Genomic DNA, 26,940 nt, shown 5'->3' with positions numbered 1-26,940 from the left:
AATGCCTTGGGCGAAAGAACTGATTCAGAAGGCCGAGCGGCGCGAGGCGCTGTTCGGCGTCATCGGGCTCGGCTATGTCGGGCTGCCGCTCGCGGTGGAGCTCGGGAACGCCGGGTTCAAAGTCTTGGGCTTTGATGTCAGCCAACGGGTCGTCGATGGATTGAATGCCCGGACCTCCCACGTCAAAGACATTTCGGACGCCCAGCTCAAGTCGGTCGTCGATAAGGGACTGTTCTCGGCAACCACCGACGGATCCGCACTGGCCGCGTGCGACGCGATCTCCATTTGCGTCCCGACGCCGTTGTCGAAGTTCAAAGACCCCGACGTCAGTTACATCGTCGCGGCCACCGAGACGATCAAGAAGGTTCTCCGTCCCGGCCAAGCCATCATCCTCGAGAGTACGACCTACCCGGGCACCACGCGGGAGATCATGCTTCCCGCACTCGAGAGCACAGGGCTCAAGGTCGGCAAGGACTTCTTTCTGGCCTTTAGCCCGGAACGGGTCGATCCGGGCAATCCGGTCTACCAAACCAAGAACACGCCCAAGGTGGTGGGCGGGATCACCGATGACTGCCGACGGGTGGTGATGGCGCTCTATCAGCCGGCCATCGACACCTTGGTGCCGGTCACGACCACGGAGGCCGCCGAGTTGGTGAAGTTGCTCGAGAACACGTTTCGGAGCGTGAATATTGGGTTGGCGAACGAGATGGCGATCGTCTGCGACAAACTGGGCGTCGATGTTTGGGAAGTGATCGAGGCCGCGGCGACGAAGCCGTTCGGCTATATGAAATTCCTGCCGGGCCCCGGGCTGGGCGGGCACTGCATTCCGATCGATCCCCACTATCTCGCGTGGAAGATGCGGGGCTTGAACTACAAGACCCGGTTCATCGATCTGGCCGGCGAGCTCAATACCGAGATGCCGGTGTTCTGGGTCGGGAAGGCCGGCGAGGCACTGAACGACTCCGGGAAATCCGTCAAAGGGGCCTCGGTGCTGATCCTGGGCATCGCCTACAAGCGCGATATCGAGGATATGCGGGAGAGTCCCGCGCTCGATATCATGCGGTTGCTGGAGAGCCGCGGCGCGAAGGTTACCTATCATGATCCCTTTGTGCCCACGTTCGAGGAGAACGGCCATAAGGCGGCCTCGGTACCCCTGACGCCGCAGACGTTGGCCGCGGCCGATTTGGTGGTGATTGTGACCGATCACTCGGCCACCGACTACGAAATGGTCCGCACCCACGCCAAGCTGGTCGTCGATACCCGGAACGCCCTCAAGCGAACCTGGACCACCTAAGATGCGAGTCACGATTATCGGGTCGGGCTATGTCGGGCTCGTGGCCGGTGCCTGCTTGGCCGAGACCGGCAATGAGGTGGTCTGCGCCGACGTGGACGCCACCAAGATCGAGCGGCTCAAACGCAACGAGATTCCGATCTATGAGCCGGGGCTCGAGTCGATGGTGGTCCGGAACCAAGCCGAGGGTCGGCTGGCATTCACGACCGACATCGGGGCGGCGGTTCGGCACGGGAAGGTTGTGTTCATCGCGGTCGGAACGTCGGCCGATGAGGATGGGTCGGCTGACCTCCGCCACGTACTGGCGGTGGCCAAGACCATCGGGCGGAACCTCAACGAGCCGAAAGTGATCGTCACCAAGTCGACCGTGCCGGTTGGGACGGCTGAGGCCGTTCGGGCTGCCGTGCGGGAGGAGGCCGTCGGCCCCTTTTTCATGGCCTCCAATCCTGAGTTCCTCAAGGAAGGGGCCGCGATCGATGACTTCATGAAGCCGGACCGGGTGGTGGTTGGGGTTGACTCCCCTGAGGCAGAAGAGACCCTCGAACAGCTGTACGCGCCGTTTCTTCGCACCGGAAATCCGGTGTTGTTCATGGATATTCCCTCGGCGGAAGTGACGAAGTACACGGCCAACGCGATGTTGGCCACCCGGATCTCGTTCATGAACCAAATCGCCCAGCTCTGCGAACAGGTTGGCGCCGATGTGGGAGCGGTCCGGAAGGGTATTGGAACCGACCGGAGAATCGGTCAGGCGTTCCTGTTCCCAGGTCCGGGATACGGCGGCTCCTGCTTCCCGAAGGATGTGAAGGCGCTGATCCGCACCGCCAAGGGACTGGCCATCCCCTCGGACCTCTGGGAGTCGGTCGACGCGGTTAACGAGCGCCAGAAGTTGGTTCTGCTCGCAAAACTGACCCACGCCCTTGGAGATCTTCGGGGTCGCCAGATCGCGGTCTGGGGCCTGGCCTTCAAGCCTGAGACCGACGACATGCGGGAAAGCCCGTCGATTCCGCTGGTGGAGGGCGTGTTGGCCGCCGGCGGGAAGGTCGTGGCCCACGATCCCAAGGCCACTGACTCGGCCCGGGCCGTCTTCGGTGATCGGATCCGGTACGCGGCCGACCCGTACGAGGCGATCGAGGGCGCTGACGCCTTGGTGATCGTCACGGAATGGTTGGTCTATCGGAATCCGGACCTCGAGCGGGTGAAGGCGGGGCTCCGGGCTCCGATCGTGATCGACGGCCGGAATCTGTTCGATCCCGCCCGGATGCGGCGCGCCGGATTCCGTTACTTAAGCATCGGGAGGGTGTCACTATGAGACTGGTGATCACTGGTGCCGCCGGGTTCCTGGGCTCGCATCTCACCGACCGGTTTCTCGCTGAGGGACACCAGGTCATCGGGATCGACAACTTCATTACCGGAAGCGGTTCCAACCTCTCGCACCTGGAGGGGAACCCCAATTTCGAGTTCGTCGAACACGATGTTTCGAAATTCGTTGCCATTGACGGGCCCCTCGATGGAGTGCTCCATTTCGCCTCGCCCGCTAGCCCGATCGACTACCTCCGCTACCCAATTCAGACGCTCAAGGTCGGGTCCATCGGCACCCACAACGCGCTCGGCCTCGCCAAGGCCAAGGGCGCCCGGTTCCTCCTGGCCTCGACCTCCGAGGTGTACGGCGATCCCCAGGTTCATCCTCAGCCCGAGAGCTACTGGGGGCACGTGAACCCGGTCGGACCCCGCGGGGTGTACGACGAGGCCAAGCGGTTTGCGGAGGCTATGACCATGGCCTACCACCGCTATCATGGCCTCGAAACCCGCATCGTCCGGATCTTCAATACCTACGGCCCGAGAATGCGGCCGGCCGACGGCCGGGTGGTGTCGAATTTCATTGTCCAGGCCCTCCGTGGCCAGCCACTGACGATCTATGGCGACGGCAGCCAGTCTCGGTCGTTCTGCTACGTCTCCGATCTGGTCGATGGGATTTACCGGCTCTTTCACTCCGGCCTGGTCGACCCGACCAACATCGGGAATCCCGTCGAATTCACGGTTGCCCAGTTGGCCGAACTGGTCCGGGAGATGGTGGGCACCGCGGTGAACATCCAACGGGAGCCCCTTCCGGTGGACGATCCTAAGGCCCGGCAACCGGATATCCGCATTGCCAAGGAGGTCTTGGGCTGGTCGGCTTCGGTTGATCTTCGGACCGGACTTGAGCGCACGATCCCGTACTTCCAAAGGGCCATCCGATAGTCCATTCGGGCCGCGCAAATCCGCCGACCACGCTATCTTACCCGTTTCCCGGAGGGAGCTTTTCAACCCACCCCGGGACCTGGTTGCGACCCTCGCGTCGGGTGGTTCATCGACGGGGGTGTCGCATTGCGTCAGTGAACGTTCGGGATCGGCAACCAATCGGCCATGCGAGTCAGCACCGAGCATTTTCTCCAGCAGGCCCATGAACGGTTCGCCGTTCAGGACCACTACGGGGCCGTCCACCTCCTCGATGAGATTCTCGAGTCGGGACGGCGGTTTGCCGATGTCTACCATCCGCGGGGGTTGTGCCTGTCGTTGCTGGGTCAGCCTGAAAAAGCGTCGGAAGAGTTCGACCGCAGTCTGGTGGTGAATGCGCGGTACATCGACGCTCAGATCCACCGCGGGGTCATTCTGGCCGAGTTGGGTCGCTCGGCCGAGGCTGACGCTTCATTTCAGCAGGCGGCCGCTCTCGGGCAGACGGGGCCCGGCGGGTTTTCGCGGCCGGTGGCGTCGCGATTGGCAAACCTCCACGCCGAACTGGGCGATGCCTACGCCGAAATTGGGGCGGCCGCGGAATCGATCCACGAATATCAGCGAGCCGTCGGCCTCGGCCCTGATTTTCACGACCTGCGATACCGATTGGCTTGGTTGCTTCTCGAGGCGGGCCGGCCGCTCGAAGCCCGAGAGGAACTGGAACGAATCGTCGCGGCTCAGCCGATGTTCGGCGACGCGGCCGCGACCCTTGGTTTGGCGCACTATCTGTCGGGGGACGCTACCGGCGCTCAGGAGATCTGGGCCGATTGCCTTCGCCAGCGGCCGGGCAATGCGCGGGTCGGGGCCTACCTCGCGATGGCAAAGCGGCTCGGTTCATGACCCGCTGGTTCGTCCTGGTGGCGGGGCTGGGGGTCGCCTGCTCGGCACCGGCTGCGGATCACGAGCGGCTGGGCGACGAGGCGTATCGGTCGGGGCGGTTTCCCAAGGCGCTGAGTGAGTACCAGGCGGCTCAACGAAGCGGGGCTCGGAGCCGGGTTTGGGCCAAAGCCGGAGCGGCGGCGGTCAAGGCTGAAGATTTTGGGGCGGCCGCCACGGCCTACTCCGAACTCGCTCGCGAGGATCCCACCCGGTTGATGGAAGCGGTGGTCGGGCTGGATCGGGTCGCCCGGGCGGCCGATCGGGCCGGCATCAGCGGACAGGCCGCCGTGACCAAGGCGGTCCTGGCGATTCGTTCTCTGGCACCCGGCCGACCGCTGGGCCGGTTGGCCCGGGCTTCGTTGGCGGACGACATGGAGTTGTCCGATGCGCTCGGCCTGATTCCGGCGGCGCTCGCCGCGACCGGAACCGTTCGGGGAATTGACTCCTTGCTCTTGAGGCTCGCGGACGCCCAACGGGCCACGGTGGCGTGCGAGGATGCCGCGGGAAGCTATCGCACCTTGCTCCGTCGAACGACCGATGGGCGTCTCAAAGGCGGGGCTCGGTCGGGGTTGGCGGAATGCGCCTTGTTGCTGGGGCACGACGCCCTCTCGGTCCAGAACGGGCGGGTAGCTGAACGGTGGTTTGATCTGGTTCTGGGCTTCGAAGCGGCAACGCTTCGCGGCATTCGGGCCCAGATTGGGCTGGGTGATGCCCGCATTCTCATGGGCGACGCGCTCGGGGCGGCGGTGGCGTATCAGGCGGTGTTGGCGGCCGGCGGGGTGTCGGACAGTCTCCGCGAGGTTGCCGTGACGAAGCTCAACGGGCTGGGGGCCGTCTCGACGGAACCGCCGGCTGATGGTGGCGAATGAGATCCAGGACGTTAGTCGCGGTCGGAGCCGTCGTGGCCCTGACCGGGTGTTGGCCGTTCAAGGGCAAGCCGAAGGCCGCGCCCTCCGCGGTGGTATCTAATTCGCCGAGGACGATCGACTCCCTGTGGCAAGTGGGGCAACGGGCGTTTAATGCCGGGCAATGGAATCAGGCCAACCAGGTCTTTGCCCGCCTGGGCACTGCTATGCCGGTGGCCGACCCGCGGATTGCTCGCCTGAACTTCTACAAGGGCGAGATCGAAATGGCGTTGGGGAATGAACTCGACGCGGTTCGTCAGTTCCGCCGTCTGTCCGACGAAGCGCCCGACGATTCCATGGCGCCCGATGCGCTTCTTCGGGCCGCCGATGCGTACGCCGCCCTCTGGAAACGGCCCGAGCTCGATCCGACCTACGGACAAACGGCCCTCGGCGTCTACCAAGAGGTCCAAAGCCGGTATCCAACCACCGCGGCAGCCAAACGGGCCGACGCCAAAGTCAGAGAACTCAACGACCAGTTCGCGCGGAAAGAATTCTCCAGCGCCTTGTTTTACTATAAATTCAAAGCCTACGAGTCGGCCATCCTCATTCTTCGATCCCTAGTGCTGCAGTACCCTCGGGCCACCGTCGTGCCGGAGGCACTGGAAAAATTGGTCCAGTCGTACATCGCCCTCGGCTACCAAGAGGACATTAAAGAAACCTGCGGCTACATCGCCCAGAGTTTTTCGGTTGGGCAGGGGCCCCGGCGTCTCTGCCCGGAGCAGCCCGTGGCGGCCGGCGATTCGGCGGTTTCCAAGTAGGATGAGGATTGCGGTGTTAGGGGGCTCGTTCGATCCGATCCACCATGGGCACCTGGTGGTGGCCGGGATCGCCCGGGAAGCGCTCGGAGCCGCTCAGGTTCGGCTGATTCCGGCCGGCGAGCAGCCGTTCAAAGTCGGGCAGCACGCCGCGAGTGCCGACCATCGGGCTGCGATGGTCGAGCTGGCCGTCGAGGGCGATCCGGGGTTGGTGGCCGATCGGCTCGAGGTTGACCGCCGCGGACCATCCTACACGGTCGATACCATCAGGGACATTCGGCGCCGATTTCCCGAGGCCGCGCTGTGTCTGGTATTGGGCAGCGATGCCGCCGCGCTGTTCGCGACCTGGCGGGACCCGGACCAGATCCGGGCTCAGGCTGAAGTGGTAGTGTTCGCCCGGGGCGGAGAGTCCGTCCCTGATGGTGTCGCGGACCGGGTCGTTTTGGTGCCGCGGATCGAGATTTCATCCACGATTGTGCGGAGCCGGGTTCGATCCGGCCAATCGATTCGCTATTGGGTGCCCGATCGGGTGGCCCGATACATCGAAACCCATGGTCTGTATCGGGACGCCTGATGTTTGTGAATACCCTGATCTCCAAGATCTTCGGAACCCGCCACCAACGGGACGCAAAGAAACTCACTCCGCTGCTGGCCGACGTGCACCGGCATGAAGCCCGGCTTGCCCCGCTCTCGGATGAAGACATCCGAGCCCAGACCGCCCGGTTCCGAGCCCAGCTGGCGGAGCGGACCGGCGGGGCCAAAGCCACGCTCGACGACGTTCGGACCAAGAAGCATGAGTGCGCCGATCCAGTCGAGCGCGAGCGGCTGGAGGGCGAGTTTCACCAGTTGGAGCAGGCCTACAAGCAGGCCGTTGCCGATGTGCTCGACGAGTTGCTCCCGGAGGCCTTTGCGACCGTCCGGGAGGCGTGTCGCCGACTGCTCGGCTCGACGGTCGTGGTCACTGGGCACGACCTGCCTTGGGACATGGTGCCGTACGACGTCCAGCTGATGGGCGGGATCGCCCTCCACCGGGGCAAGATCGCCGAAATGAGCACGGGCGAGGGCAAGACATTGGTCGCCACCTTGCCCCTCTATCTCAATGCCTTGGCGGGCCGGGGTGCCCACCTGGTTACCGTCAATAATTATCTGGCTCGCCGCGACTCGCAGTGGATGGGGTACCTGTTTACGTATTTGGGTCTGACCGTGGGGTGCATCGACGACACCGAGCCTCAGACCCCGGCACGGCGGGCGGCCTACCTCTGCGACATTACCTACGGGACCAACAACGAGTTCGGGTTTGACTACCTCCGAGACAACATGGTGTTCGCGATCGAACACCGGGTGCAACGAGACCACGCCTACGCCATCGTCGACGAGGTCGATTCCATCCTGATCGACGAAGCCCGGACGCCACTGATTATTTCCGGGCCGGTCGGCAACGACGGTGATGGGAAATACTCGGAATACAACGGCCGGGTGGCCGAATTGGCCAGGCGTCAGACCGCCGTCGTCAACCAATTGATTGCGGAAGCCGAGCCGCTCCTGGCGGGCGACAAGACCAAAGCAGAGGGTGCGGCCAAGCTCTACCAGGCCCAGCTCGGGATGCCGAAGAACAAGAAACTGCTCAAGTTCTTCAACGAAACGGGCGTCAAACAACTGGTCCAGCAAGCCGAACTCAAACATGTGGCCGATCGAAAGCTGCCCACGAAGCAGCAGGAAATGCGGGGCATCGACGAGGTCCTCTACTTCGTTCTCGACGAAAAGGGGCACTCCGTTCACCTGACGGACCGGGGGAGCGCGGCGCTTTCTCCGGATGATCCGGGGCTCTTCCTGGTTCCGGATATCTCCGAGGCGGTGCACCGAATCGAGAAGGACCCCGACTTGTCAGTGGCCGAGAAGCGCAATGAACGGCAACGGGTTGAAATGGAGTATGCCGCCAAGAGCGAGAAACTCCATATCATCCACAAGCTGCTGCAGGCCCATGCCCTGTACGAGAAAGATATTGAGTACATCGTACAGGACAGCCAAGTCCTTATCGTCGATGAATACACCGGCCGCGTCCTCGCCGGGCGGCGGTGGTCCGACGGGCTCCATCAGGCGGTCGAAGCGAAGGAAGGGGTCCAGATCAAGGGCGAGACCCAGACCCTCGCCACGATCACGATCCAAAACTACTTCCGGATGTTCGACAAATTGGCCGGGATGACCGGCACGGCGGAGACGGAAGAGTCGGAGTTCTACTCGATCTACGGCCTCGAGGTCCTGGTGGTGCCCACCAACCGGCCGATTTGCCGGAACGACCAGACGGACCGGATCTACAAGACCCGTCGCGAGAAGTACAACGCCGTCCTCGACGAAGTTGATCGGCTGCATCAGCTCGGACTGCCGATGCTCATCGGCACGACGTCCGTCGAGGTGTCCGAAACCCTCAGCAAGATGCTGAAGCGCCGGGGGCTCAAGCACGAGGTCCTCAACGCCAAGTATCACCAGCGCGAAGCCGAGATCGTGGCGGGAGCCGGACAACCGGGGTCGATCACGATCGCCACCAACATGGCTGGTCGTGGCACCGACATCAAACTGGGGAAGGGTCTCGATCTCAATACCACCGAAGCGGGCCTCCAGATCATCGGGACGGAGCGCCACGAGTCGCGCCGGATCGATCGGCAGCTTCGGGGCCGGGCCGGGCGCCAAGGAGATCCGGGGGCGTCGCTCTTCTTTCTCTCGCTCGAAGATGATCTGATGCGGTTGTTCGGCTCCGACCGGATTGCCCGCTATATGGATCGGGCGGGTGCGGAGGAGGGCGAGGTCATCACCGGGAAGCTGGTGACCGCCGCGATCGAGTCGGCCCAGAAACGAGTCGAGCTCCAGAATTTCCAGCAACGGAAGCGGCTCCTGGAATACGACGACGTCATGAACCAGCAGCGCGAAGTGATCTACTCCCTTCGGCTGTTTGCGATCGACAAGGGCGAAGAACTCAAGGCTGAGGCCCGGCGGATGATTGCCTCGGCAATCGGGCATCTGGTCGGGAAGTTCCTCGAGGACGCCGGCGATCCCTCGACCTGGGATCGGGACGGGCTCGTCGGAGCCCTGACGATGCAGTTCCTCGTGGTGCCCGAGGCCATCGCGGATCCGAAAGCCACCCCGACGATCGACAGCATTCGAGCGGCCGCGCTCGCCGAGGGCGAAGCGGCGTTCCACCGGAAGGTGGAGTACCTCCGCGAGTTTGGCGTGGCGATCGGGGTGCCCGGTGTCGACCAACAGGTCCTGGCCCAGGTCACCCTTGGCGTAATCGACGAGAAGTGGAAGGACCACCTTTACGATCTCGATCAGCTCCGGAACGCGATCCAGTACCGGGCTTACGGGCAAAAAGATCCGCTGGTGGAGTACAAGAAAGAGGCCTTCGAGATGTTCGTAGACCTGATCCGGGATCTCAGGGCCACGTTCGCCGATCGCTACCTCAAGGTTCAGGTCAGCGCCGAGGGTCCGCCGCGTGCCCCGGAACCACTGCCCTGGCTGACTCCAGCCATCCCGACGGCGGCCTCGACCGACGACCTCTTTGTCGAGCCGGCCCGCAACAGTCCGGCCCCCGCTCCGGTGGTGCAGAGTAGCGTGGGCCGGGTTGGCGGGCCGACGGGCAACGTCCCGGTCGTGGGCCGGAACGACCCGTGCCCCTGCGGTTCGGGCAAGAAGTACAAGAAGTGCCACGGGGTGAATGGATAGGGGCTCGGCACTCGGCACTTGGCACTCGGCGGGAGGCGTGAAGGCGCCTCCCGTTTGTTTTGCGCCGGTTTCCGGTTTATTGATGAGCGGTCCCGGGTGGGGTGAGTCTACTGTAGGTGGATGACCACTCATCCAGGATTTGCCCCGGCCGATGACCAGCCTCGAGAGCGATTGGCTCGGCACGGTCCGGGCGCATTGACGACAGTGGAGTTGCTCGCCATTCTGTTAGCAACCGGTCGGCCGGGTCATCCGGCGGTTGAGGTGGCCCAGGCGGTGTATCGCTCGGCGGGGGGGTCGCTCCGCCGGCTGGCGGGGCTTCCCCTCGGGCAGCTGCGGGGGGTGGGCGGGGTCGGAGGCGCCAAGGCCGGGCGCCTGGTGGCGGCGCTCGAACTGGGCCGGAGGTTGGCTCGGGAAGAGCGGCCGCCCCGGGCCCGGATCCGGACCCCGGAGGACGTGGTCCGGATCATCGGCGACCGGATCCGGGATCTCGAGGTCGAAGAGTTTCACGTGCTGGTGATGTCGGTTCAGCGGGAGGTGGTCCGGTCCGTCCTGATTTCCCGAGGGGTCTTGACCGGTTCCATGGTGCACCCCCGGGAGGTGTTTCGGCCGGCCATTGTGGAGGCCGCGGCCGGTATCATCGTGGTGCACAATCATCCGAGCGGCGACCCGACGCCGTCCCCGGAAGACCGGGTGGTCACCGGGCAGCTGGTGGCGGCCGGTTCGGTGTTAGGGATTCCGGTGCTCGATCACGTGATCGTGGCCGGCGACCGGTGGATCAGTTTCGCGACCCAAGGATTGCTGTGACAGGTACCGCGCTCGACCCGGTTCCGGAATTCCGCGGCCTGCTCGCCAAGCACGCCGAACGGCTCGATCTTTCACTGATCGACCGGGCGCTCGCGTTCAGCGCGTCGGCCCACCGGGGTCAGAAGCGGATGTCGGGCGAGGACTTCGTCTCGCACAGCATCGCGGTGGCCACCATTCTCGTCGACCAGTTCCTGGATTCGACGTCGATCGCGGCGGCGCTGCTCCACGATGTCGTTGAAGACTCCGAACTTGGCGTCGAGGATATCGCCGCGGAATTTGGACCGGAGGTTGCCGAACTGGTCGACGGCCTGACCAAGATTTCGCACCTGACGTTCCGGAGCCGGGCGGAGGAACAGGTCGAGAATTACCGGAAGCTGCTGCTGTCGATCGCCAAGGACGCCCGCGTCATCATCATCAAACTGGCCGACCGGCTCCATAACATGCGGACGCTGGAGCATCTGTCACCTGAACGCCAGGCGCGGATCGCCACCGAAACCGGCGAGATCTACGCGCCGCTGGCCCACCGATTCGGCATGGCCAAGGTCAAGGCCGAACTCGAGGACCTGTCCTTCAAGTTTCTCGAGCCGGAAGAGTACAGCGGGCTCGCGCGCCAAGTGGCCTCAAAGCGGGCTGAGCGCGAGGAGATGATCGAAGCGCTCCGGCGGCCCCTCGAAAGCGAACTCGCCAAGGCCGGGATCGCGCACGCCGAGGTGACCGGGCGGCCCAAGCATCTCTGGTCGATTTACCAGAAGATGCGGAAACGGGCCCTCCCGTTCGATCAGGTCTACGACATGATGGCGCTCCGGATCGTCGTCGCGGATGTGCCGTCGTGTTATCACGTCCTCGGCATTTTGCACCACAGCTGGACCCCGGTCCAGGACCGGATCAAGGACTACATCGCGAGTCCCAAGTCCAACGGGTACCAGTCGCTCCACACCACGATCTTCGGGCCGGGCAGTCAACTCTACGAAGTCCAAATCCGAACCCCGGACATGCATCGGACTGCGGAGTTCGGGATCGCGGCTCACTGGCTCTACAAGTCCGATCGGACCGAACGCGACGAGTTCGACCAGCACTTCGAGTGGTTCCGCGAATTGCTCGAGCTGCAGCAGGACACCCATAGCCAGGAAGAGTTCCTCGAGTTTCTCAAACTCGATTTGTACCAGGACGAGATCTTCGTGTTTACGCCCCAGGGCGACGTCAAACAGCTGCCGAAGGGCGCCACCGCGATCGATTTCGCGTTCTTCGTGCACACCGAGGTCGGGCTCCGATGCCAGGGCGCCAAGATCAACGGCCGGATCGCCCCGTTGCACCGCGAGATCAAAAACGGCGACACCGTGGAAATTCTCACCTCGCCGACGGCCAAGCCCAGCCGGGACTGGCTCAACCATGTCCGGACCGGCCGGGCTCGGCAGCGCATCAAGCAGTGGGTCCGCCACGAGGAAGAGACCGTCAGCATCGGCTTGGGCCGCGATATTCTGGCCCGGGAGGTCAAGCGCCGCCGACTCGACCCCCCAGCCGCCGCCGCACTGGACCGGGCAGCCAAAGCGCTCGGGTTGACCGAGGGCCGGGCCCTCGAAGTGTCGATCGGACGAGGTGACCTCGCCATTGGCCAGCTGATGAAGGCCCTCTACCCGGACCTCACCGACGAAGACCTCCGGGAACCGAAGCCAACCGTGTTCGGCCGGATGCTCAACCGGATCCGGCTTGGGAGGGGCATCAAGATCCAGGGCGTCGACGGCCTGCTGGTCCGGTACGCCCAATGCTGCCAGCCGGTACCCGGCGACACCGTGGTCGGGTACGTGACCCAGGGGCGGGGTATCTCGATTCACCGGGCCGATTGTCCCAACCTGCTCACCCTTCAGGAAGGCGATCGCCGGGTCGAGATCGATTGGCAGGAGCAGGCCGGCGAGTCGTTTGCCGTGCGGTTACTCTGGAACGCGGATGACCGTCGAGGTCTCTACGCCGATATCCTCCAAGCGGTCAGCCAAACCGGCACCAACATTCGGCGCGCCGACCTCCATACCAAAGACGGTTCGGCGTTCGGAACCATCTTCGTCGAGGTCGATAATCTGACCCATCTGGCCAAGGTGCTCAAAGCCGTACGCCGGATCAAAGGCGTCGTCTCGGTTGATCGGCGCGAAATCCAAGCAGGCTGACATTCTCCGGAGAGTTCCCCGTGGCCAATCGCTGGTTACTGAAGACCGAACCGTCCACCTACGCCTATGACGATCTCGAGCGCGACCGCAAGGGCGTCTGGGACGGCGTCGCCAACCCAGTCGCGCTCAAACATCTCCGAACGATGGCCGTCGGCGACGAGTGCTTCGTCTACCACACCGGCGATCAGAAACGCATCGTCGGCATCGCCCGAGTCACCCGGGCCGCGTACCCCGACCCTCAACAGGCCGATCCCAAGCTGGTGGTCATTGACCTCGTGCCAGTCCGGCGGGTCGCGCGGCCCGTCTCGCTCGGGGAGATCAAGGCCTCCGACCAATTCGCCGGCGCCGACCTGGTGCGGCTGCCCCGCCTCTCGGTGATGCCTTTCTCCGAGGCCCAGTGGGATGCCGTGCTCACCTGGAAGGAGTGAGTTGTCTGGGGGACTAGACCCCGAAGAAATACCGACATAGCTTTCCCTCCTTATGCCTCGTTTCGAAGTCCAAGCGCCGTTTGCCCCGGCCGGCGATCAGCCGCAAGCCATCGCGGCCCTGACCGCCGGCCTGATGGCCGGTCAAAAATATCAAACCCTGCTCGGCGTTACCGGGTCGGGCAAGACGATGACCCTCGCCCACGTGCTGGCCAATTACGGCAAACCGACATTGGTGTTGTCGCATAACAAGACCCTGGCCGCCCAACTCTACGGCGAGCTCAAGCAGTTCATGCCGAACAACGCCGTCGAGTATTTCGTCTCCTACTACGACTACTATCAGCCCGAGGCGTATGTCCCCTCCACCGACATGTACATCGAAAAGGACGCCTCGATCAATGAAGACATCGAGTCGCTCCGGCTTCGGGCCACCTCGAGTTTGATGGAGCGGGACGATGTCGTCATCGTCGCCACGGTCAGCGCCATTTATGGCCTCGGCGATCCGGCAACCTACCGGCGGATGATGCTGACCCTGAAGCAGGGCGAGGAAAAAGGGCGCGACGGGATCCTGGCCGACTTGGTCGCCATCCAGTACCATCGGAACGACGTGTCGTTCGAGCCGGGCACCTTTCGGGTCCGTGGCGACACGGTCGAGATCTACCCGGCGTACGATGAGCAAGCGGTCCGGGTCGAGTTGTGGGGCGACACCATCGAGCGGATTTCCAAGATCGATCCGCTCACCGGGCGGACGATCGCCCAACTCGAGACCAGCGCGATTTGGCCGGCCACCCAGTATGTCACGGAACGGCCGAATGTCGAACGGGCGGTCAAGCTGATCCGGGCCGAGTTGGCCGAGCGGCTGGCGGAGTTTCGGGCTGCCGGCAAGCTCTTGGAGGCCCAGCGGCTCGAGTCGAGAACCAACTTCGACATCGACATGTTTCTCGAGATCGGCACCTGTCCTGGCATCGAGAACTACTCCCGGCCGCTGAGCGACCGGCGTCCCGGCGAGCGGCCGGCGTGCCTGCTCGACTATTTCCCGGCCGACTACTTGGTCGTCGTCGATGAGTCTCATGCCACCATCCCCCAGATCGGGGGCATGTTCAATGGCGACCAAGCCCGTAAGAAGACCCTCGTCGAATACGGGTTTCGGCTGCCGAGTGCCCTCGACAACCGGCCCCAGACGTTTGAAGAGTTCCAGTCCCTGGTCCCGCAACTGATCATGGTGTCCGCCACCCCGGGCGACTTCGAACTCGGGATCTCGGCCGGGCATGTGGTCGAGCAGATCATCCGCCCGACGTATCTGGTCGACCCGCTGGTGGAAGTCCGCCCGGTGAAGGGGCAGGTGGACGATCTGCTCGAGGAAATCCGCAAGCGGGTCAAGGTGAGCGAGCGGGTGCTCGTCACGACGTTGACCAAGCGAATGTCGGAGGACCTGACGGATTACCTTCAGCAGGTTGGAGTCCGGGTTCGCTACCTCCACTCCGATATCGATACCATCGAGCGGATCGAGATTCTCCGGGGTTTGCGCCTTGGCGACTTCGATGTGCTCGTGGGGATCAACTTGCTTCGGGAGGGACTCGACCTTCCCGAGGTGTCGCTCGTCGCGATCCTCGATGCGGACCACGAAGGGTTTCTCCGGAGTGACCGGTCGTTGATCCAGACGGTGGGGCGGGCGGCCCGGAACCTCAGCGGGCTCGGCATTTTCTACGCCGACCGGATGACCGGATCGATGCAGCGCGCCCTCGACGAGATGGACCGGCGCCGAAAGCGTCAGCTCGAATACAATGCCGAGCACGGGATTACTCCTCGCTCCATCATCAAGTCGATGGCGGAGGTCAAGCTGTCGACCCACGTCGCCGATGCGCGAACGGACCGCGACCGGCCGGTCAAGAAGAGGGAAGGCGCCACGGTCGATCTCCACGATCCGGCGGCCCGCGCCACCGCAATCCAGGCTTTGGAGCGGCAGATGCGCCAAGCGGCGGCCAACCTCGAGTTCGAACTGGCCGCGATGCTTCGGGACCAGCTCAACGACCTGCGCGCCGTCCAGGCCGGCAACGTGGCCCGTCCCTCGCCCGGGGCGCCGGCCCGATCCCGGTCCTCGCGACGAGCGAGAGCCTAACGTGGAATTGGTGTCGGAGACCGAGCTCATGGCCAAAGGCCGCGCCCTGGCCGGCCAACTCGAGCCGGGCGCGGTGGTCTGGTTGGAAGGCGACCTTGGGGCGGGGAAGACGACTCTGGTGAAAGCCATCGCCGAGGCCCTCGGGGTCGCCGGCGGCGCCACCAGTCCAACCTATGCCCTCGTGCACCGCTATGCCGGGCGCCGCGGTCCGGTCGTGCACGTCGATTGTTACCGGCTGCGACAACCGGACGAAGCGCGCGATCTCGACTGGGAGGGCCTCACCAGCGGCGACGTGTTGCTCGTCGAGTGGCCCGACCGGGCCGGCGCCTGGGCCGCGCCGCCGACCTGGCGGGTCCGGCTGGGCCACGCCACCGAGCCCGATCGTCGCTGGTTCGAGGTCGTCCGGTGATTGCTCTGGCCGTTGATACCAGTACCGATCGCCTGTCGGTGGCGGGAACGGCCGGTGACCGGGTGGTCGAGCGGGTGGCGGTTGGAGCCCGACGCCACGCTGCGCTGCTGGTGCCGCTGGTCACCGAGGTTCTGGCCGACCTCGGCGTCCGCATCGGACAACTCACCGACATTGCCGTGAGTGACGGGCCGGGTAGTTTCACGGGGCTTCGGGTCGGGGCGGCCTGGGTCAAGGGCGTGTGCCGAGGCCGGGATGTCAGGGTCTGGGCGGCCTCCACGCTGTTAGTCCGCGCGGTCGTCGCCGACGGGGCCGGGGTGGTCGTTGGCCTTGGCTCGGCGCTCCGGGGTGAGTCCTACGCGGCGGTCTATCGGATGAGTCACCGGGGGGGCCCAATCCAGACCCTGCTTGGGCCGGCGGTGCTAGCCGGCGGCCAGCCACTCGGGGCCGACCTGGTGCCCGACGTGGTTGTGAGCGACTTTCTGGTGGGACAGGGGGTCGGCTTTGACTGGGCCGTGCGGAGCCGTCTGATTGGTCCGCCGGAAGGATTTCCCACGGCCGGGGCCTTGTTAGGCCTGGTGGGTCGTCCGGGCGGCGCCAGGGTGGTGGCCGATCTCCCGGGCTGGGAACCGGATTATGGGCGGCCGGCCGAAGCGCAGGCTCGATGGGAGAAGGTCCATGGCCGGGCTCTGGCTGACTCGACCGGCGACCCTCGCTGACGCGGCCGGGATCGCCGAGGCGGAGCGACTCTGCTTCGGTGATCCGTGGAGCGCGGCTGGGATCGCGGAACTGTTCGAAAATGAGGCGGTAGCGGCCCGGGTGGCGTTGGCAGGTGGCCTGGAAATGCGCCTTGCAGGATACGCCTTTGCACGGGTGATCGCGGGGGAGGCCGAGATTCTGAACATCGCGGTGCTACCCTTGTATCGGCGGCAGGGGGTTGGTCGGCGGTTGCTCGACTCGGTGGTGGCCGCGGTGATCGCCGGCGGAGCCGTCGAGGTATTCCTCGAGGTTCGGGAGTCCAATACATCCGCCCGGTTTCTGTACGAAGGGCGGGGTTTCCGGGCGGTCGGCTTCCGGACCGATTACTATCGGAAGCCCCGAGAAAACGCCGTCATCATGCGATCGGATCTCCGTTCTGCGGTTAAATGATACAAACATCTTAACTATGGTTATTTGAAGGGGTTACGGCCCCATTATCTTGGGCGGCGTTACCGATCGACACCGACCCGAACCTGAGGAGAGTTCTATGAGCCGCAGTCTGAACAAAGTGACCTTGATTGGCAACCTCGGCGCCGATCCCGAGGTGCGCAGTACGACGAATGGGGGCCGGGTGGCCACCCTCTCGGTTGCAACCGGACGCCAGTGGAAGAACCAGAGCGGGGAGAAGCAGGAAAAGACGGAGTGGCATAGGGTTGTGCTCTGGAACAACAAGGGCTCAAATCTTGCTGACATTGCTGAACGCTATTGTAAGAAGGGCGACAAGGTCTACATCGAAGGCGCCATCGAGTACCGGAACTGGCAGGATCGCGAGGGGCAAACTCGGTACACCACCGAGATCCAAGCCCGAGAGCTGATCATGTTGTCCGGACGCGGCGGTGCCGAGGGTGAGTCCTTCGCGCCTTCGAAGGCGAGTGCTGCGGCCGCATCGGCGCCGCAGAAATCGGAATCCTTCGACGATTTTCCGGAGGCTCTTGATGCCGAGGACGACGATCTTCCGTTCTAATGTTTCGCTGGCAATGGTCTTGTTGGGCGCGGCCGCCGGTCCGTTATCGGCGGCTGTAGCCCAGCTGGTAGCGAAACCCGCGACCTACACCGTCAAGCCGGGCGATACGCTGGTCTCGATCGCCAGGCGATTCCTGGGGGATCAATCCCTCTGGAACCAGATCTATCAACTCAATGCCGATCGGATCACCGATCCGAAGCACATCGTTCCGGGGCAAGTGCTCCGGACCGGGGCATCGGACGCGGTGGCGGAGGCTCCGGCTGAAGCGGCCCCGAAGCCGGAGCCGACGGCCCCGGCCACCGTTCCGCCGAAGCCGGTGGTCAGTGAGCCGCCCGAAATGACCCTGCCGACGCCGCAGCCCGAGCGTCCGCCGGTTGTGGTGGAGCCTGAGCCGGAAGCGCAGGAGCCTCGGCCCGATTCCCTCTTTGCCAAGCGCCGGGGACTCGATGCCCGCTCGGCCCTTCGGACCTACCGGGAGCAGCCCTATCAGCCGCTTCGCAAGGGTGAGTTCTTCTCGGCCGGCTACTTGACCGAGGGGGAGGCGCTGTCGTTCGGTCGCCTGCTCGGTACGGTGACGCCGCCGCAGATTCGGAACCTGAGCGAGCGGGCCACGGCTACTCTCTACACTCAGGTGGCGATCATGCCGCCCGAGGGGGCGCAGTATCAGGTCGGTGATATGCTGCTCATCGTTCAAACCAACGAGGGTCCGGCCGGATTCGGTGACATTGTCGTTCCCACCGGCATGGTCCGGGTTACCGAAACGACGGGCAAGCAGGCGGTCGCGTCGGTCGTCTCCGTCTATGGTCCGATCTGGAACGGGCAACTGACGATCCCCGCGGAGACGTTCTCCGAAGGGGGTTCGACCCGGGCTCAGCCCGTCCAGAACGGCTTGGCCGGTGCGATCCTCGCTGAGCGGGAGGCCCGCGAGCTCAAGCATCCTCAGGGGTTCCTGTTCATCGACAAGGGCAAGCGCGATGGCGTCGCTCGGGGTGATATGTTCGAGGTTCGGCGAGATGTCCGGCCGCGGGTCGGGGCCTCCGATACCGTCGACGAGCTGATGGCCGTGCTCCAGGTGGTCCACGTCCGGGACCGGAGCGCCACGGTCAAGATCCTGAACGTGATCTCACCCGACATCCCCCCGGGAACCCGGATCAAACTGGTCGCCAAGCTGCCCTCCTGATCCTGGGGTAGCCTGACACCGGGTATTTCAGTAGCCGCGGGGCCGTTCCAACGGCCCCGCGTCGTTTTATCTTCATGGTTGTCACGAAAGCGGTCGTTCGGGCGTCTCCCGGCCGATGGCACCGTTTTCACCCCATGAAGGAGTATGGATGATCTTGGCCCTCCAGGCGTCGACCCTGATCCCAACCTCGATCTGGCAGCTCCTCGAGCTTGCGACTCCAGCGACGATCGTCGTGCTCGCGGTGACGGCGCTCTTCTCGCTCGTCTCATGGTTCGTCATCGGCGTCAAGGCATGGCAACTTCGAAAGATCAGATCCCAAAACACCCGTCTACTCCGGGCTTTGGAAGGCGCTCCGCGGCTTCAGGATGCGCACCGGGTGGTGCTCAAGCTGCCGCCGTCACCGATCGGGCGGGTGTTCCGGGAAGCCATGAGCTTCTACAGCGACCTGGCCCCGGGAGTCTTCAAAGACGGGTCGGTCGAACGGGTCAGTCTGACCGTAACCCAGCTTGAGGCCCTGAAGATGGTCCTGGGCAAAGAAGTCGGCGCCGAACGGGACGCGGCGGCCAAGTTGATTCCGTCGCTTGCCACGGTCGGCAGCGTGAGCCCTCTGTTGGGCCTCCTGGGGACGGTCCTCGGCGTCATGGACGCCTTCTTGGGCATGGGGCAGAAAGGCGCCGGCAACATTGCGGCGGTGGCCCCCGGCATCGCTGAGGCGTTGATCACGACGGTGGCCGGCATTGCGGCGGCAATTCCGGCGCTGGTGGCGTACAACTACTTCGCCTCCCAGACGGCGGTCCTTGAGGGCGAACTCGAGGGGTTCGCCAACGGCCTGGTGGGCTGGATGGCGAAGGAGGGGTGGCTCTAATGGCGGGCGGAGGCGTCGGGGGCGCTGGCATCGGCCGGCGGCGGTCGCCGGCGGTCAACGCCGATGTCAACATTACCCCGCTGGTGGATGTGGCGTTGGTCCTCTTGATCATCTTCATGATCACCGCCCCGATCATGCAGGGGGGCATCGATGTCGAGCTGCCCCAGGCCAAGGCCACGCCCCTGGCGTCCAAGGACGGCATCGTGGTCAGCGTCGATCGGCGGGGGAAAATCTTCGTCGACGACATTCCGGTTACCCAGGCGGAGCTCCGCGCCACGGTTCGCCGGCTCATGGATCAGCGCCGGGCCTCGAGCGTGTATGTCCGGGGCGACCGGGCCACGCCGTACGGGAACGTGGTCCGGGTCATCGCGGCGCTGCACGAGGCGGGGATCACCTCGGCGGGGCTGGTCACCGAAGAGGAAGACGTCTCGCGATGAGACTCCGGTCGGTGCCGACGATGCCGCGTCAGGGGGTGGTGGCCGGAGCCACCGGGACCCTCCTGGTGCATGGCGCTCTGGTGCTGGCTGTGCTGGCGGCATCGCGCGGGGCCACCCGGGTCCAGCCGATCGTTTATAACGTCGAGTTGGTGGCGGCCCCACGGGCCGCGACCGTGGCGGCGGCGCCGGTCCCGGCCCCCCCACCGGCCCCCCCGAAAGTCGCGCCGAAACCAAAACCGGCCGCGAAGCCGGTACCGGTGAAGGCCAAACCGCCGACCAAGGTGGATCCCAAGACTGGGCCGGCGCCACCTCCCAAAACCTCGACTCCGCTGGCCCCCGGCGAAACGCCGGGAGCCGGAACCGACGTAGCGGACGTCCGGGTCACTGATGGGCGGCAGTTTCCGGATCCGACCTACCTTCGGAACCTGACTAATGAGATCTTGCGGCGGTGGGCCAGGCCGGTCGGTTCGAGCGCGCTAGAGGCAGAAGTGACCTTTACCATCATGCGGGACGGTTCGGTGCGAGGTATCAGAGTGCTTCGGACGTCGCGCAGCTATTCCTTCGATCTCGAAGCGCAGGGTGCCATCGAGAAGGCGTCCGAGGATCTTGCCTTTGGTCCGTTGCCGAAGGTCTGGCCGGCGGACATCCTGCAGGTGGCGTTTCTCTTCCGACCGAGGAATCGGCCATGAGGCGTTGGCGCGCAGCTATTCTCTTGGTCGGAACTTTGACGGTGAGGTCGGCGACGGCCCAGGACACGGTTCGGGTTCAGGGTGTGTACGATCCGGGGGTTCGGCCCGGGCTGGTCGTGATGCCGACGGTCGTCGCGCTCGACTCGATTCGTGGCATTGTGGCTCGGGACCTCGATTTCAGCGACCGATTTGAAGTCATCGCGCTCCCCGCCACCGGCGGGCCGGTCGGTCCGGCGACCGGGGCGCCGATTAACTATCCGCTCTATCGGACCCTCCGGGCGAGCTATGCGGTCGAGATCGTGAGCGTCAACGGCACCGTGGCGGTCCGTCTCCATGACCTGGCCGCGGAGTTCGTTCGGCAGGAGATGGCCGTGCCGCTCGATCCGTCAGGCCAGGGTGAGGCCCGGATGGCGGTTCACCGGGTGTCCGACGAGATCGTTCGGTGGGTGACCGGGAAGCCCGGGGTAGCGGCCACTCGAATGCTCTTCCTCAACAACGGCGACAAGCGGATCTACCGGGTCGATTCCGACGGTCATGGTGTGGTGCCGATGAGCCCGGCCAACCTGCTGGCGATTTCGCCGGTGTGGTCCCCGGACGGGAGCCGGTTCGCCTACATGCAGCTTGGCGGGGAAGGGGCCGGGGCCATCATCGTCCAGTCGGTGGCCACGGGCACCCGGCAGGTGGTGCCGACGACCAACGTCGGCCAGAACATCACCCCCTCCTTCTCGCCCGACGGACGGAAGCTGGTGTTTTCGCGGCTGACGGAGCAAGCGGCCAACCTCCATGCGGTCAATGTCGCCGACCTCTGTTGCGTCGAGCGATTGACCGCGGGGCGGTTTGCAGAAAACCTCTCGCCTGCCTATTCTCCCGACGGTCGGCGGATCGCGTATGTCAGCAACCGCGCCGGGTCGCCGCAGATCTATGCCATGGCGGCCGACGGGACGGATCAGGAGTTGATGATTCCGTTCGATTATGGGGCGTCGGGGAGTTCGTTCGCCCCCGATTGGGCGCCCGACGGCACCATGATCGTGTTTCACCGCGAGTCGGGGGGCAGTCCGCAGATCGTCACCTTCGACGTCTCGGCTCGACAGCTCAAAGCGAGGACCTCGTCGGGGCGGAATGAGGATCCGAGCTTCGCGCCCGATGGCCGTCACGTGGTGTTCGTGTCGAACCGGACCGGTCGCGGGCAGCTCCATGTGCTGGATTTGGAAACCGGCCGGGTCCGGCAACTCGCGACACCCGGTTCCGCTCGATTACCGTCGTGGTCACGGCCCATCGGTCGCGGCCGCTGAAGCAAGGCCTGAAACGACTTCCCCTCAAAGGGAGAACCACCGCATGCGTATTCGATCCATGATCCTTGTACTCGCGATGTTGTCGGCCTGCGGCAAGAAGCAACCGGAAGCCGTGCCGACCCCGACCGGCGGAACGACGACCACCCCGGGGACCGGAACACCGGGCGGTACCAGCGGTGGGGCAACCACTCCGACCAATCCCGGGTCCGCAGATGCGGCGGCGATCACCGCCGACCTGACCCGGGCGATGCAGGAATCGATTTACTTCGACCTGGACCAGGACGCGATTCGGGCGGACGGGCAGCCGGTGCTCGATCTCAAAGCGGCCATCATGCTGGCCAATCCGGCTCTTCGGATCAAGATCTCGGGACACGGCGATGAGCGCGGTTCCGATGAGTACAACCTGGTCCTGGGGAATCGGCGGGCCACCAGCGCCAAGCGGTATCTCGAGGCCAAGGGGATCGACGGCAACCGGATCGAGACGCTGTCGTTCGGCGAGGAACGGCCGACCGACCCAGCGTCGAGTGAAGCTGCCTGGGCTAAGAACCGTCGGGATGAGTTTGAGTTCGTGGCCGGGGCCGGCCGTTTGGTGAGACCGCGGTGATGCGCCGGTGGGTCTTGGCGGCGTCCCTGGCGTCGCTGGCTGGCTGCGCGACGAAAGGGAATGTCCGCCGGGTCGAGACCCAGGTCATGGTGCTGCGGGCCGAAACGGCCCGTCACGAATCCGTCCGGGCCGCCGAATTGGCCCGGCTCATCCGGCTCCAGCAGCAGGTCATCGACTCATTGACGGCGACCCGCCAGGCGCTCCGGGTCATGGACGCGAAGACCACCAACGACGTCACCGACATGATGAGGCAGTTGTTGGCGGTGCAAGAGGTGGTTGGTCAAAGTCAGCGCAACCTGAGCCAGCTCCGGGGCCAACTCGATGCTCGAGCCGAGGCCCAGATTGGCACGCCGGTCGCGCCAGCCGTGCCGGACACCGCGGTCCGCGGTCCGGGGACGGTCCCGGCGGCGTCGGCCGAGCAGATGTATAACGCGGCTCTCCAGCAATACCGGCGCGGAAGCGTCGCAACGGCTCGGCGGGCGTTTCTCGATTTCCTCCAGCAGTATCCCACGCATCCCAACGCCGTTGACGCGCTCTATTTCGTGGCCGAAACGTTCGAGACCGCCTCGCCAGATACCGCGATTGCCCGGTTTACCGAGGTGACCGCGAAGTACCCGCAGTCGGCTCGGGCGCCGGCCGCGCTGTACAAGGTCGGCCGCCTGTACGAACAGAGCCTCAAATATCCGGTCCGAGCCCGGGCCGCCTACCAGCGGGTGGTCGCCGAGTATCCGAGGTCCGAAGATGCCGACTTGGCTAAGACCCGGCTCGAGGCGCTGAAACCTTAAGGTTGAGTGGGTGATGGCTCGGTCCAGCGGTGAAATGCCGTTCCTCGACCACCTCGAGGAACTTCGAAGTCGACTCGTCAAGGCCGTGATTGCCCTGGCGGCGGCGGTCGGGGCCGGGATCTGGATTGTCAGCCAGTTCCGCCTCGTCGACATCCTGCAAGCCCCGATCACGCCGCTGCTCGAGGGCCGGCATCTCGTCATTCATAGCCCGACCGAGCCGTTCATGATCGTGTTGCAGCTCGGGCTCATCGTGGGGCTGGTGTTGGCGTCGCCGGTCCTCATCTGGCAGCTCTGGGCGTTCTTGGCCCCGGCGCTCTACGACCGGGAAAAGCGGGCGATCGTCCCCGCGCTCTTCGCCGGGTTCCTTTTGTTCGTCAGCGGTGCGGTGCTGAGCTTCATCTTCATCGTACCCGAGGCCCTTCGCGTCCTGCTCGGGTTCCAGCCCGGCACGTTCGATATGCTCATCACCTATCGCGAGTATTTTTCATTCGTGCTTCAGGTGGTGCTGGCCATGGGGATTTCGGCCGAACTGCCGCTGGTCATCATCATGCTGGCGGTTCTCGGGGTCGTGACCCCGGCCATGCTGCACCGGTTCCGCCGGTTTGCCGCGGTCCTGGCTTTTGCGGGCGGAGCGATTCTCTCGCCAGGTACCGACATCTTCTCGATGATGATGATGTCGATTCCGTTGTTGATCCTGTACGAGGTTGGGTTTGCGGGGGCGTGGATCGTCCACCGACGGCGGATCCGGGCGGCCGCCGCCGCGTTGATGGCGCTGGTGGCGTTTGGGTTTCCAACCCGGCTCGACGCCCAGCGCCCGATCCCGCCGCCCCGACCGGTGGCCCAGCAGAGTCCCCGCCAGAATCCGGCCGACACCGGCACTCGGACACCAACCCCGCTTGATACCGCGAGCGCCCGCCGCCTCGGCATTCCCACCGCCCCGAAGCTGAGCTTCGCCGCCCCGGACTCGATTGTCGATGATCTGCTCGAACTCGAGGGGTATGATGTGACCCGATACCGGTCGGATACGGCCCGGGTTCAAACTATAGACCGGGTCGTGAAACTGGACGGCAATGCCATGACCGAGCGGGCGGGATCCACGCTCGAAGCTCGCCACATCGACTATCGGGCGGGCGATTGCCGGTTCGACGCGGAGGGGGAGCCCCACCTGTTTCAGGAGGGTACCGTGGTGGTCGGCCGTCAGGTCCAGTTCAACACCTGTGCGGAGCGGGGGCTGGTTCAGGATGGCCGGACGACCTTTCCGCAGCAGGGAGCCAACTGGATCATCAGCGGCAATATCGCGATGGATTCGTCCACCAGCCGGATCTACGCCCGGGCCCAGGAGATCACCAGTTGTGACTTGCCGGATTCGCACTACCACTTTGCGGCCAAAGAGCTCAAGTGGGTCAACGGGTCGGTCATGGTGGCCCGGCCCGCGGTTCTGTACATCCGGGATGTCCCGATCGCCTGGATTCCGTTTCTCTTTCAGGATACCAAGCGGGGTCGGCGTTCGGGGATCTTGATCCCCGAATTTGGCTTTAACGACATCGTCCGGCCGAGCCGCGCCTACAATCGAACCGTCCGGAACATCGGGTACTATTGGGCTCCCAACGACTATGTCGATCTGCTCGGCCGGTTCGATTGGTTTTCGAACCGGTATATCGAGTTGGGGTTCGAGGGGCAGTACCGGTGGATCGACAAGTTTGCGCGGGGGGCCGTCAGCTTTTCGAAGAGCAGTGAAATCGGGTCGGGGTCGGGGAACTCCAATACCCGGATCGTCTGGAACCACAGTCAGTCGTTCAACATCACCACCAAACTGAACGTCAGCCTCGATTACTCGACCAATTCGTCGATCATTCGCCGGAACTCGATCGACCCGCGCCTCACCACCCAGCAGATTCGAAGCTCCTCCAATTTGAACCGTCAGTTCAAGTGGGGCAACGTCGCGGTTGGTTGGACCCGGAGCCAGAACGTGACCGACGGCAGCGGTTCGCGGACCGAGCCGTCGCTCTCCGTGTCGCCCAAGCCGCTTGATTTTGGGACCAACGTCACCTGGTCGCCGGACCTCAATTTCAATCGCGACGTGAGGTTCCGGCAGCCGCTGCCGTCGGTGCTGGTGCCCCGGGGTATCGGCGGCCAGGTCGACACGCTCAAGGTGACGGGCGGGAGTCGGGTCAGCCGTTTTACTATGAACACGCCGCTTCGAATCGGCGGATTCCAATGGCAGAACGCGGTGAGCTTGATTGATGCCGACTCCGCCGGCCTTCGGGAAGAGGTCGTCAAACTGCCGAACGACGACACCCCTGATCCCACCGACTCGATCACGGTCCGGCGGGTCCGGGGTGGGGGATTCGGCAGTGAATTCGACTGGCAAACCGGGATCAACTTGCCGATCGTGTTCCGGACCTCGTGGAAGGTCACGCCGAACGTGGGCATCACCAACATTACGTCGGGGCCCTTTGCCGTTCGAAACGAACGGACCGACGGACAGTTCGTCCGGCAAGGCAAGCGGCTGCAGTTCGGGGTGTCGGTGTCGCCCACGTTCTACGGGTTCTTTCCCGGGATCGGCCCCCTCGCCAAGATTCGCCATACCATTCAGCCGTCGCTCAATTACTCGTATAGCCCGGCCGCCGCGGTTCCGCTCGAGTTTGCCCGGGCGATCACCCCGGTCGGCCAGCCGCTGGTGTTGGAGAGCATTCCGAGCCAGAATCTCAACCTGACCCTGAGTCAGAATTTCGAGGGCAAGTCCAAGCGCCCGGCCGGTGACACGACCGATGCCGCGGTCAAGAAGATTCGGATCCTGAGCATCAGCACCAGCGGAATGTCCTATGACTTCGAAAAGGCCAAACAGCCCGGCCGGACCGGCTGGGGCAGCGGCTCACTGACCAACAGTCTCCTCAGCGATCTGGTGCCCGGGCTCAACCTGTCGCTTTCCCACGACCTCTTCATCGGCCAGTTCGACAGCGACACCGCCCGATTCAACCCGTTCCTGTCCGGGGTGACGGCGAGTTTTTCGCTGACCGACGGCACCTTCAAGTCGATCGGACGATTGCTCGGCCTGACCACGGAACCGGCGACCAAGGAAACGGCCCAGCCGGCCCGGGCCCCAAACCTGCCGGGCCAGTCTCCGTTTGGCGGGGTCGACGACCTCCGGCGGGGCACCGGCTTCACCTCCAACCAGACCTACACCCGGGGCCAGCGCGGCTTCAACGCCAATGTGAATTTGACCATCGCCCGGAACCGGCCCGTAGCCCAGACGGCCGCCCTCCGGGCCCCGAACCGAAGCAACCTCTCGCTCAATACCAGCTTTGCCCCGACCCAGTTCTGGCAGGTCAGCTGGAACACCCAGTATGACGTGACCAAAAAGAAATTTGAGTCTCAACAACTCAATCTGACCCGCGACCTCCACGACTGGCGAGCGACCTTTTCATTCCTCCGAAGCCCGAATGGCAACTTCCAGTTCTCGTTCCTGGTGACCCTGATCGATTTGCCGGACATCAAGTTCGATTACCGCCAAAACACCATCCAATCCGACCGGCGGTAGGTCCGATCGGCCCGGGGAGCCGCTGGCCCGGACCCTGCAGGCCGTCCCGACCGGGCGGCGGCCCCCATGACCCGGCTTGCCTGGCCCGTTCCA

The 26,940-nt window shown here is 64.5% G+C and carries 24 protein-coding genes; all 24 read left to right on the top strand.

Translation table 11 applies throughout. The features are described from left to right. Nucleotide 1: 1 nt before the first annotated feature. The 24 genes from EXR94_11955 to tatC all read left to right on the top strand — a co-directional run bounded on the left by EXR94_11955 (nt 2) and on the right by tatC (nt 26,847). A complete protein-coding gene (locus tag EXR94_11955) occupies nt 2-1,294 on the top strand; it encodes a nucleotide sugar dehydrogenase (GenBank protein MSR03432.1) in 1,293 nt (430 codons plus the stop codon). 1 nt (nt 1,295) lies between these two features. Continuing rightward, nucleotides 1,296-2,600 (top strand): UDP-glucose/GDP-mannose dehydrogenase family protein, encoded by a 1,305-nt coding sequence (locus EXR94_11950; GenBank protein MSR03431.1) that lies wholly within the window; start codon nt 1,296-1,298, stop codon nt 2,598-2,600. Continuing rightward, nucleotides 2,597-3,529, top strand: coding sequence for an SDR family oxidoreductase (locus EXR94_11945; protein ID MSR03430.1), 933 nt, complete (start codon nt 2,597-2,599; stop codon nt 3,527-3,529). Before EXR94_11950 ends, EXR94_11945 begins: the two co-directional genes overlap by 4 nt. A 165-nt stretch (nt 3,530-3,694) precedes the next feature. Further along, entirely contained in the window at nt 3,695-4,402 is a 708-nt protein-coding gene (locus EXR94_11940) for a tetratricopeptide repeat protein (GenBank protein ID MSR03429.1), read from the top strand. Beyond that, nucleotides 4,399-5,310: a hypothetical protein gene (locus EXR94_11935; GenBank protein ID MSR03428.1), complete on the top strand. Its 912-nt coding sequence runs from the start codon at nt 4,399-4,401 to the stop codon at nt 5,308-5,310. The genes EXR94_11940 and EXR94_11935 overlap by 4 nt, the downstream gene beginning before the upstream one ends. After that, a complete protein-coding gene (gene bamD / locus EXR94_11930) occupies nt 5,307-6,104 on the top strand; it encodes an outer membrane protein assembly factor BamD (protein ID MSR03427.1) in 798 nt (265 codons plus the stop codon). Before EXR94_11935 ends, bamD begins: the two co-directional genes overlap by 4 nt. A 1-nt stretch (nt 6,105) precedes the next feature. Further along, complete coding sequence (gene nadD, locus EXR94_11925; GenBank protein ID MSR03426.1) at nt 6,106-6,675, top strand: nicotinate (nicotinamide) nucleotide adenylyltransferase; 570 nt, start codon at nt 6,106-6,108, stop codon at nt 6,673-6,675. After that, nucleotides 6,675-9,818, top strand: coding sequence for a preprotein translocase subunit SecA (secA, locus tag EXR94_11920; GenBank protein MSR03425.1), 3,144 nt, complete (start codon nt 6,675-6,677; stop codon nt 9,816-9,818). The genes nadD and secA overlap by 1 nt, the downstream gene beginning before the upstream one ends. 120 nt (nt 9,819-9,938) lie before the next feature. Next, nucleotides 9,939-10,622 (top strand): DNA repair protein RadC, encoded by a 684-nt coding sequence (gene radC, locus EXR94_11915; GenBank protein MSR03424.1) that lies wholly within the window; start codon nt 9,939-9,941, stop codon nt 10,620-10,622. Then, nucleotides 10,619-12,781, top strand: coding sequence for a bifunctional (p)ppGpp synthetase/guanosine-3',5'-bis(diphosphate) 3'-pyrophosphohydrolase (locus tag EXR94_11910; GenBank protein ID MSR03423.1), 2,163 nt, complete (start codon nt 10,619-10,621; stop codon nt 12,779-12,781). The genes radC and EXR94_11910 overlap by 4 nt, the downstream gene beginning before the upstream one ends. 20 nt (nt 12,782-12,801) lie before the next feature. Continuing rightward, entirely contained in the window at nt 12,802-13,209 is a 408-nt protein-coding gene (locus tag EXR94_11905; protein ID MSR03422.1) for an EVE domain-containing protein, read from the top strand. A gap of 52 nt (nt 13,210-13,261) precedes the next feature. Next, the gene (gene uvrB / locus EXR94_11900; protein ID MSR03421.1) at nt 13,262-15,325 is read left to right on the top strand and encodes an excinuclease ABC subunit UvrB; all 2,064 of its coding nucleotides are present in this window, start codon (nt 13,262-13,264) and stop codon (nt 15,323-15,325) included. A gap of 1 nt (nt 15,326) precedes the next feature. Further along, a complete protein-coding gene (gene tsaE / locus EXR94_11895; protein ID MSR03420.1) occupies nt 15,327-15,734 on the top strand; it encodes a tRNA (adenosine(37)-N6)-threonylcarbamoyltransferase complex ATPase subunit type 1 TsaE in 408 nt (135 codons plus the stop codon). Next, nucleotides 15,551-16,450 (top strand): tRNA (adenosine(37)-N6)-threonylcarbamoyltransferase complex dimerization subunit type 1 TsaB, encoded by a 900-nt coding sequence (gene tsaB, locus EXR94_11890; GenBank protein MSR03419.1) that lies wholly within the window; start codon nt 15,551-15,553, stop codon nt 16,448-16,450. The genes tsaE and tsaB overlap by 184 nt, the downstream gene beginning before the upstream one ends. Further along, nucleotides 16,368-16,880 carry a ribosomal-protein-alanine N-acetyltransferase gene (rimI, locus tag EXR94_11885; GenBank protein ID MSR03418.1) on the top strand — a complete coding sequence of 171 codons (513 nt, stop codon included), beginning with the start codon at nt 16,368-16,370 and terminating at the stop codon, nt 16,878-16,880. Before tsaB ends, rimI begins: the two co-directional genes overlap by 83 nt. A 97-nt stretch (nt 16,881-16,977) precedes the next feature. Continuing rightward, nucleotides 16,978-17,454, top strand: a complete 477-nt coding sequence (gene ssb, locus EXR94_11880) for a single-stranded DNA-binding protein (GenBank protein MSR03417.1) — start codon at nt 16,978-16,980, stop codon at nt 17,452-17,454. Next, a complete protein-coding gene (locus EXR94_11875; protein ID MSR03416.1) occupies nt 17,426-18,634 on the top strand; it encodes a LysM domain-containing protein in 1,209 nt (402 codons plus the stop codon). The genes ssb and EXR94_11875 overlap by 29 nt, the downstream gene beginning before the upstream one ends. A gap of 115 nt (nt 18,635-18,749) precedes the next feature. Further along, nucleotides 18,750-19,499, top strand: coding sequence for a hypothetical protein (locus EXR94_11870; GenBank protein MSR03415.1), 750 nt, complete (start codon nt 18,750-18,752; stop codon nt 19,497-19,499). Further along, entirely contained in the window at nt 19,499-19,936 is a 438-nt protein-coding gene (locus EXR94_11865) for an ExbD/TolR family protein (protein ID MSR03414.1), read from the top strand. Before EXR94_11870 ends, EXR94_11865 begins: the two co-directional genes overlap by 1 nt. Beyond that, nucleotides 19,933-20,625, top strand: coding sequence for a hypothetical protein (locus EXR94_11860; GenBank protein ID MSR03413.1), 693 nt, complete (start codon nt 19,933-19,935; stop codon nt 20,623-20,625). Before EXR94_11865 ends, EXR94_11860 begins: the two co-directional genes overlap by 4 nt. Next, a complete protein-coding gene (locus EXR94_11855) occupies nt 20,622-21,917 on the top strand; it encodes a hypothetical protein (GenBank protein ID MSR03412.1) in 1,296 nt (431 codons plus the stop codon). Before EXR94_11860 ends, EXR94_11855 begins: the two co-directional genes overlap by 4 nt. A gap of 43 nt (nt 21,918-21,960) precedes the next feature. Further along, nucleotides 21,961-22,521, top strand: a complete 561-nt coding sequence (locus EXR94_11850) for a peptidoglycan-associated lipoprotein (GenBank protein MSR03411.1) — start codon at nt 21,961-21,963, stop codon at nt 22,519-22,521. After that, on the top strand, nt 22,518-23,306 hold the full coding sequence (locus EXR94_11845; GenBank protein ID MSR03410.1) for a tetratricopeptide repeat protein: 789 nt from the start codon (nt 22,518-22,520) through the stop codon (nt 23,304-23,306). The genes EXR94_11850 and EXR94_11845 overlap by 4 nt, the downstream gene beginning before the upstream one ends. Before the next feature lie 13 nt (nt 23,307-23,319). After that, complete coding sequence (gene tatC, locus EXR94_11840; protein MSR03409.1) at nt 23,320-26,847, top strand: twin-arginine translocase subunit TatC; 3,528 nt, start codon at nt 23,320-23,322, stop codon at nt 26,845-26,847. The last annotated feature ends 93 nt before the right edge of the window (nt 26,848-26,940 follow it).

It is taken from the genome of Gemmatimonadota bacterium (assembly GCA_009692115.1).
Classification (GTDB): domain Bacteria; phylum Gemmatimonadota; class Gemmatimonadetes; order Gemmatimonadales; family GWC2-71-9; genus SHZU01.
The sequence above is the reverse complement of the archived record's forward strand: the minus strand, read 5'-3'. Positions and strand labels throughout refer to the sequence as shown.

Excerpts from the sequence above, each read along its gene's own strand:
- EXR94_11955 (MSR03432.1), top strand. The coding sequence starts at position 2 with ATGCCTTGGGCGAAAGAACTGATTCAGAAGGCCGAGCGGCGCGAGGCG.
- EXR94_11950 (MSR03431.1), top strand. The coding sequence starts at position 1,296 with ATGCGAGTCACGATTATCGGGTCGGGCTATGTCGGGCTCGTGGCCGGT.
- EXR94_11945 (MSR03430.1), top strand. The coding sequence starts at position 2,597 with ATGAGACTGGTGATCACTGGTGCCGCCGGGTTCCTGGGCTCGCATCTC.
- EXR94_11940 (MSR03429.1), top strand. The coding sequence starts at position 3,695 with ATGCGAGTCAGCACCGAGCATTTTCTCCAGCAGGCCCATGAACGGTTC.
- EXR94_11935 (MSR03428.1), top strand. The coding sequence starts at position 4,399 with ATGACCCGCTGGTTCGTCCTGGTGGCGGGGCTGGGGGTCGCCTGCTCG.
- bamD (MSR03427.1), top strand. The coding sequence starts at position 5,307 with ATGAGATCCAGGACGTTAGTCGCGGTCGGAGCCGTCGTGGCCCTGACC.
- nadD (MSR03426.1), top strand. The coding sequence starts at position 6,106 with ATGAGGATTGCGGTGTTAGGGGGCTCGTTCGATCCGATCCACCATGGG.
- secA (MSR03425.1), top strand. The coding sequence starts at position 6,675 with ATGTTTGTGAATACCCTGATCTCCAAGATCTTCGGAACCCGCCACCAA.
- radC (MSR03424.1), top strand. The coding sequence starts at position 9,939 with ATGACCACTCATCCAGGATTTGCCCCGGCCGATGACCAGCCTCGAGAG.
- uvrB (MSR03421.1), top strand. The coding sequence starts at position 13,262 with ATGCCTCGTTTCGAAGTCCAAGCGCCGTTTGCCCCGGCCGGCGATCAG.
- rimI (MSR03418.1), top strand. The coding sequence starts at position 16,368 with ATGGGCGGCCGGCCGAAGCGCAGGCTCGATGGGAGAAGGTCCATGGCC.
- ssb (MSR03417.1), top strand. The coding sequence starts at position 16,978 with ATGAGCCGCAGTCTGAACAAAGTGACCTTGATTGGCAACCTCGGCGCC.
- EXR94_11875 (MSR03416.1), top strand. The coding sequence starts at position 17,426 with ATGCCGAGGACGACGATCTTCCGTTCTAATGTTTCGCTGGCAATGGTC.
- EXR94_11870 (MSR03415.1), top strand. The coding sequence starts at position 18,750 with ATGGCACCGTTTTCACCCCATGAAGGAGTATGGATGATCTTGGCCCTC.
- EXR94_11865 (MSR03414.1), top strand. The coding sequence starts at position 19,499 with ATGGCGGGCGGAGGCGTCGGGGGCGCTGGCATCGGCCGGCGGCGGTCG.
- EXR94_11860 (MSR03413.1), top strand. The coding sequence starts at position 19,933 with ATGAGACTCCGGTCGGTGCCGACGATGCCGCGTCAGGGGGTGGTGGCC.
- EXR94_11855 (MSR03412.1), top strand. The coding sequence starts at position 20,622 with ATGAGGCGTTGGCGCGCAGCTATTCTCTTGGTCGGAACTTTGACGGTG.
- EXR94_11850 (MSR03411.1), top strand. The coding sequence starts at position 21,961 with ATGCGTATTCGATCCATGATCCTTGTACTCGCGATGTTGTCGGCCTGC.
- tatC (MSR03409.1), top strand. The coding sequence starts at position 23,320 with ATGGCTCGGTCCAGCGGTGAAATGCCGTTCCTCGACCACCTCGAGGAA.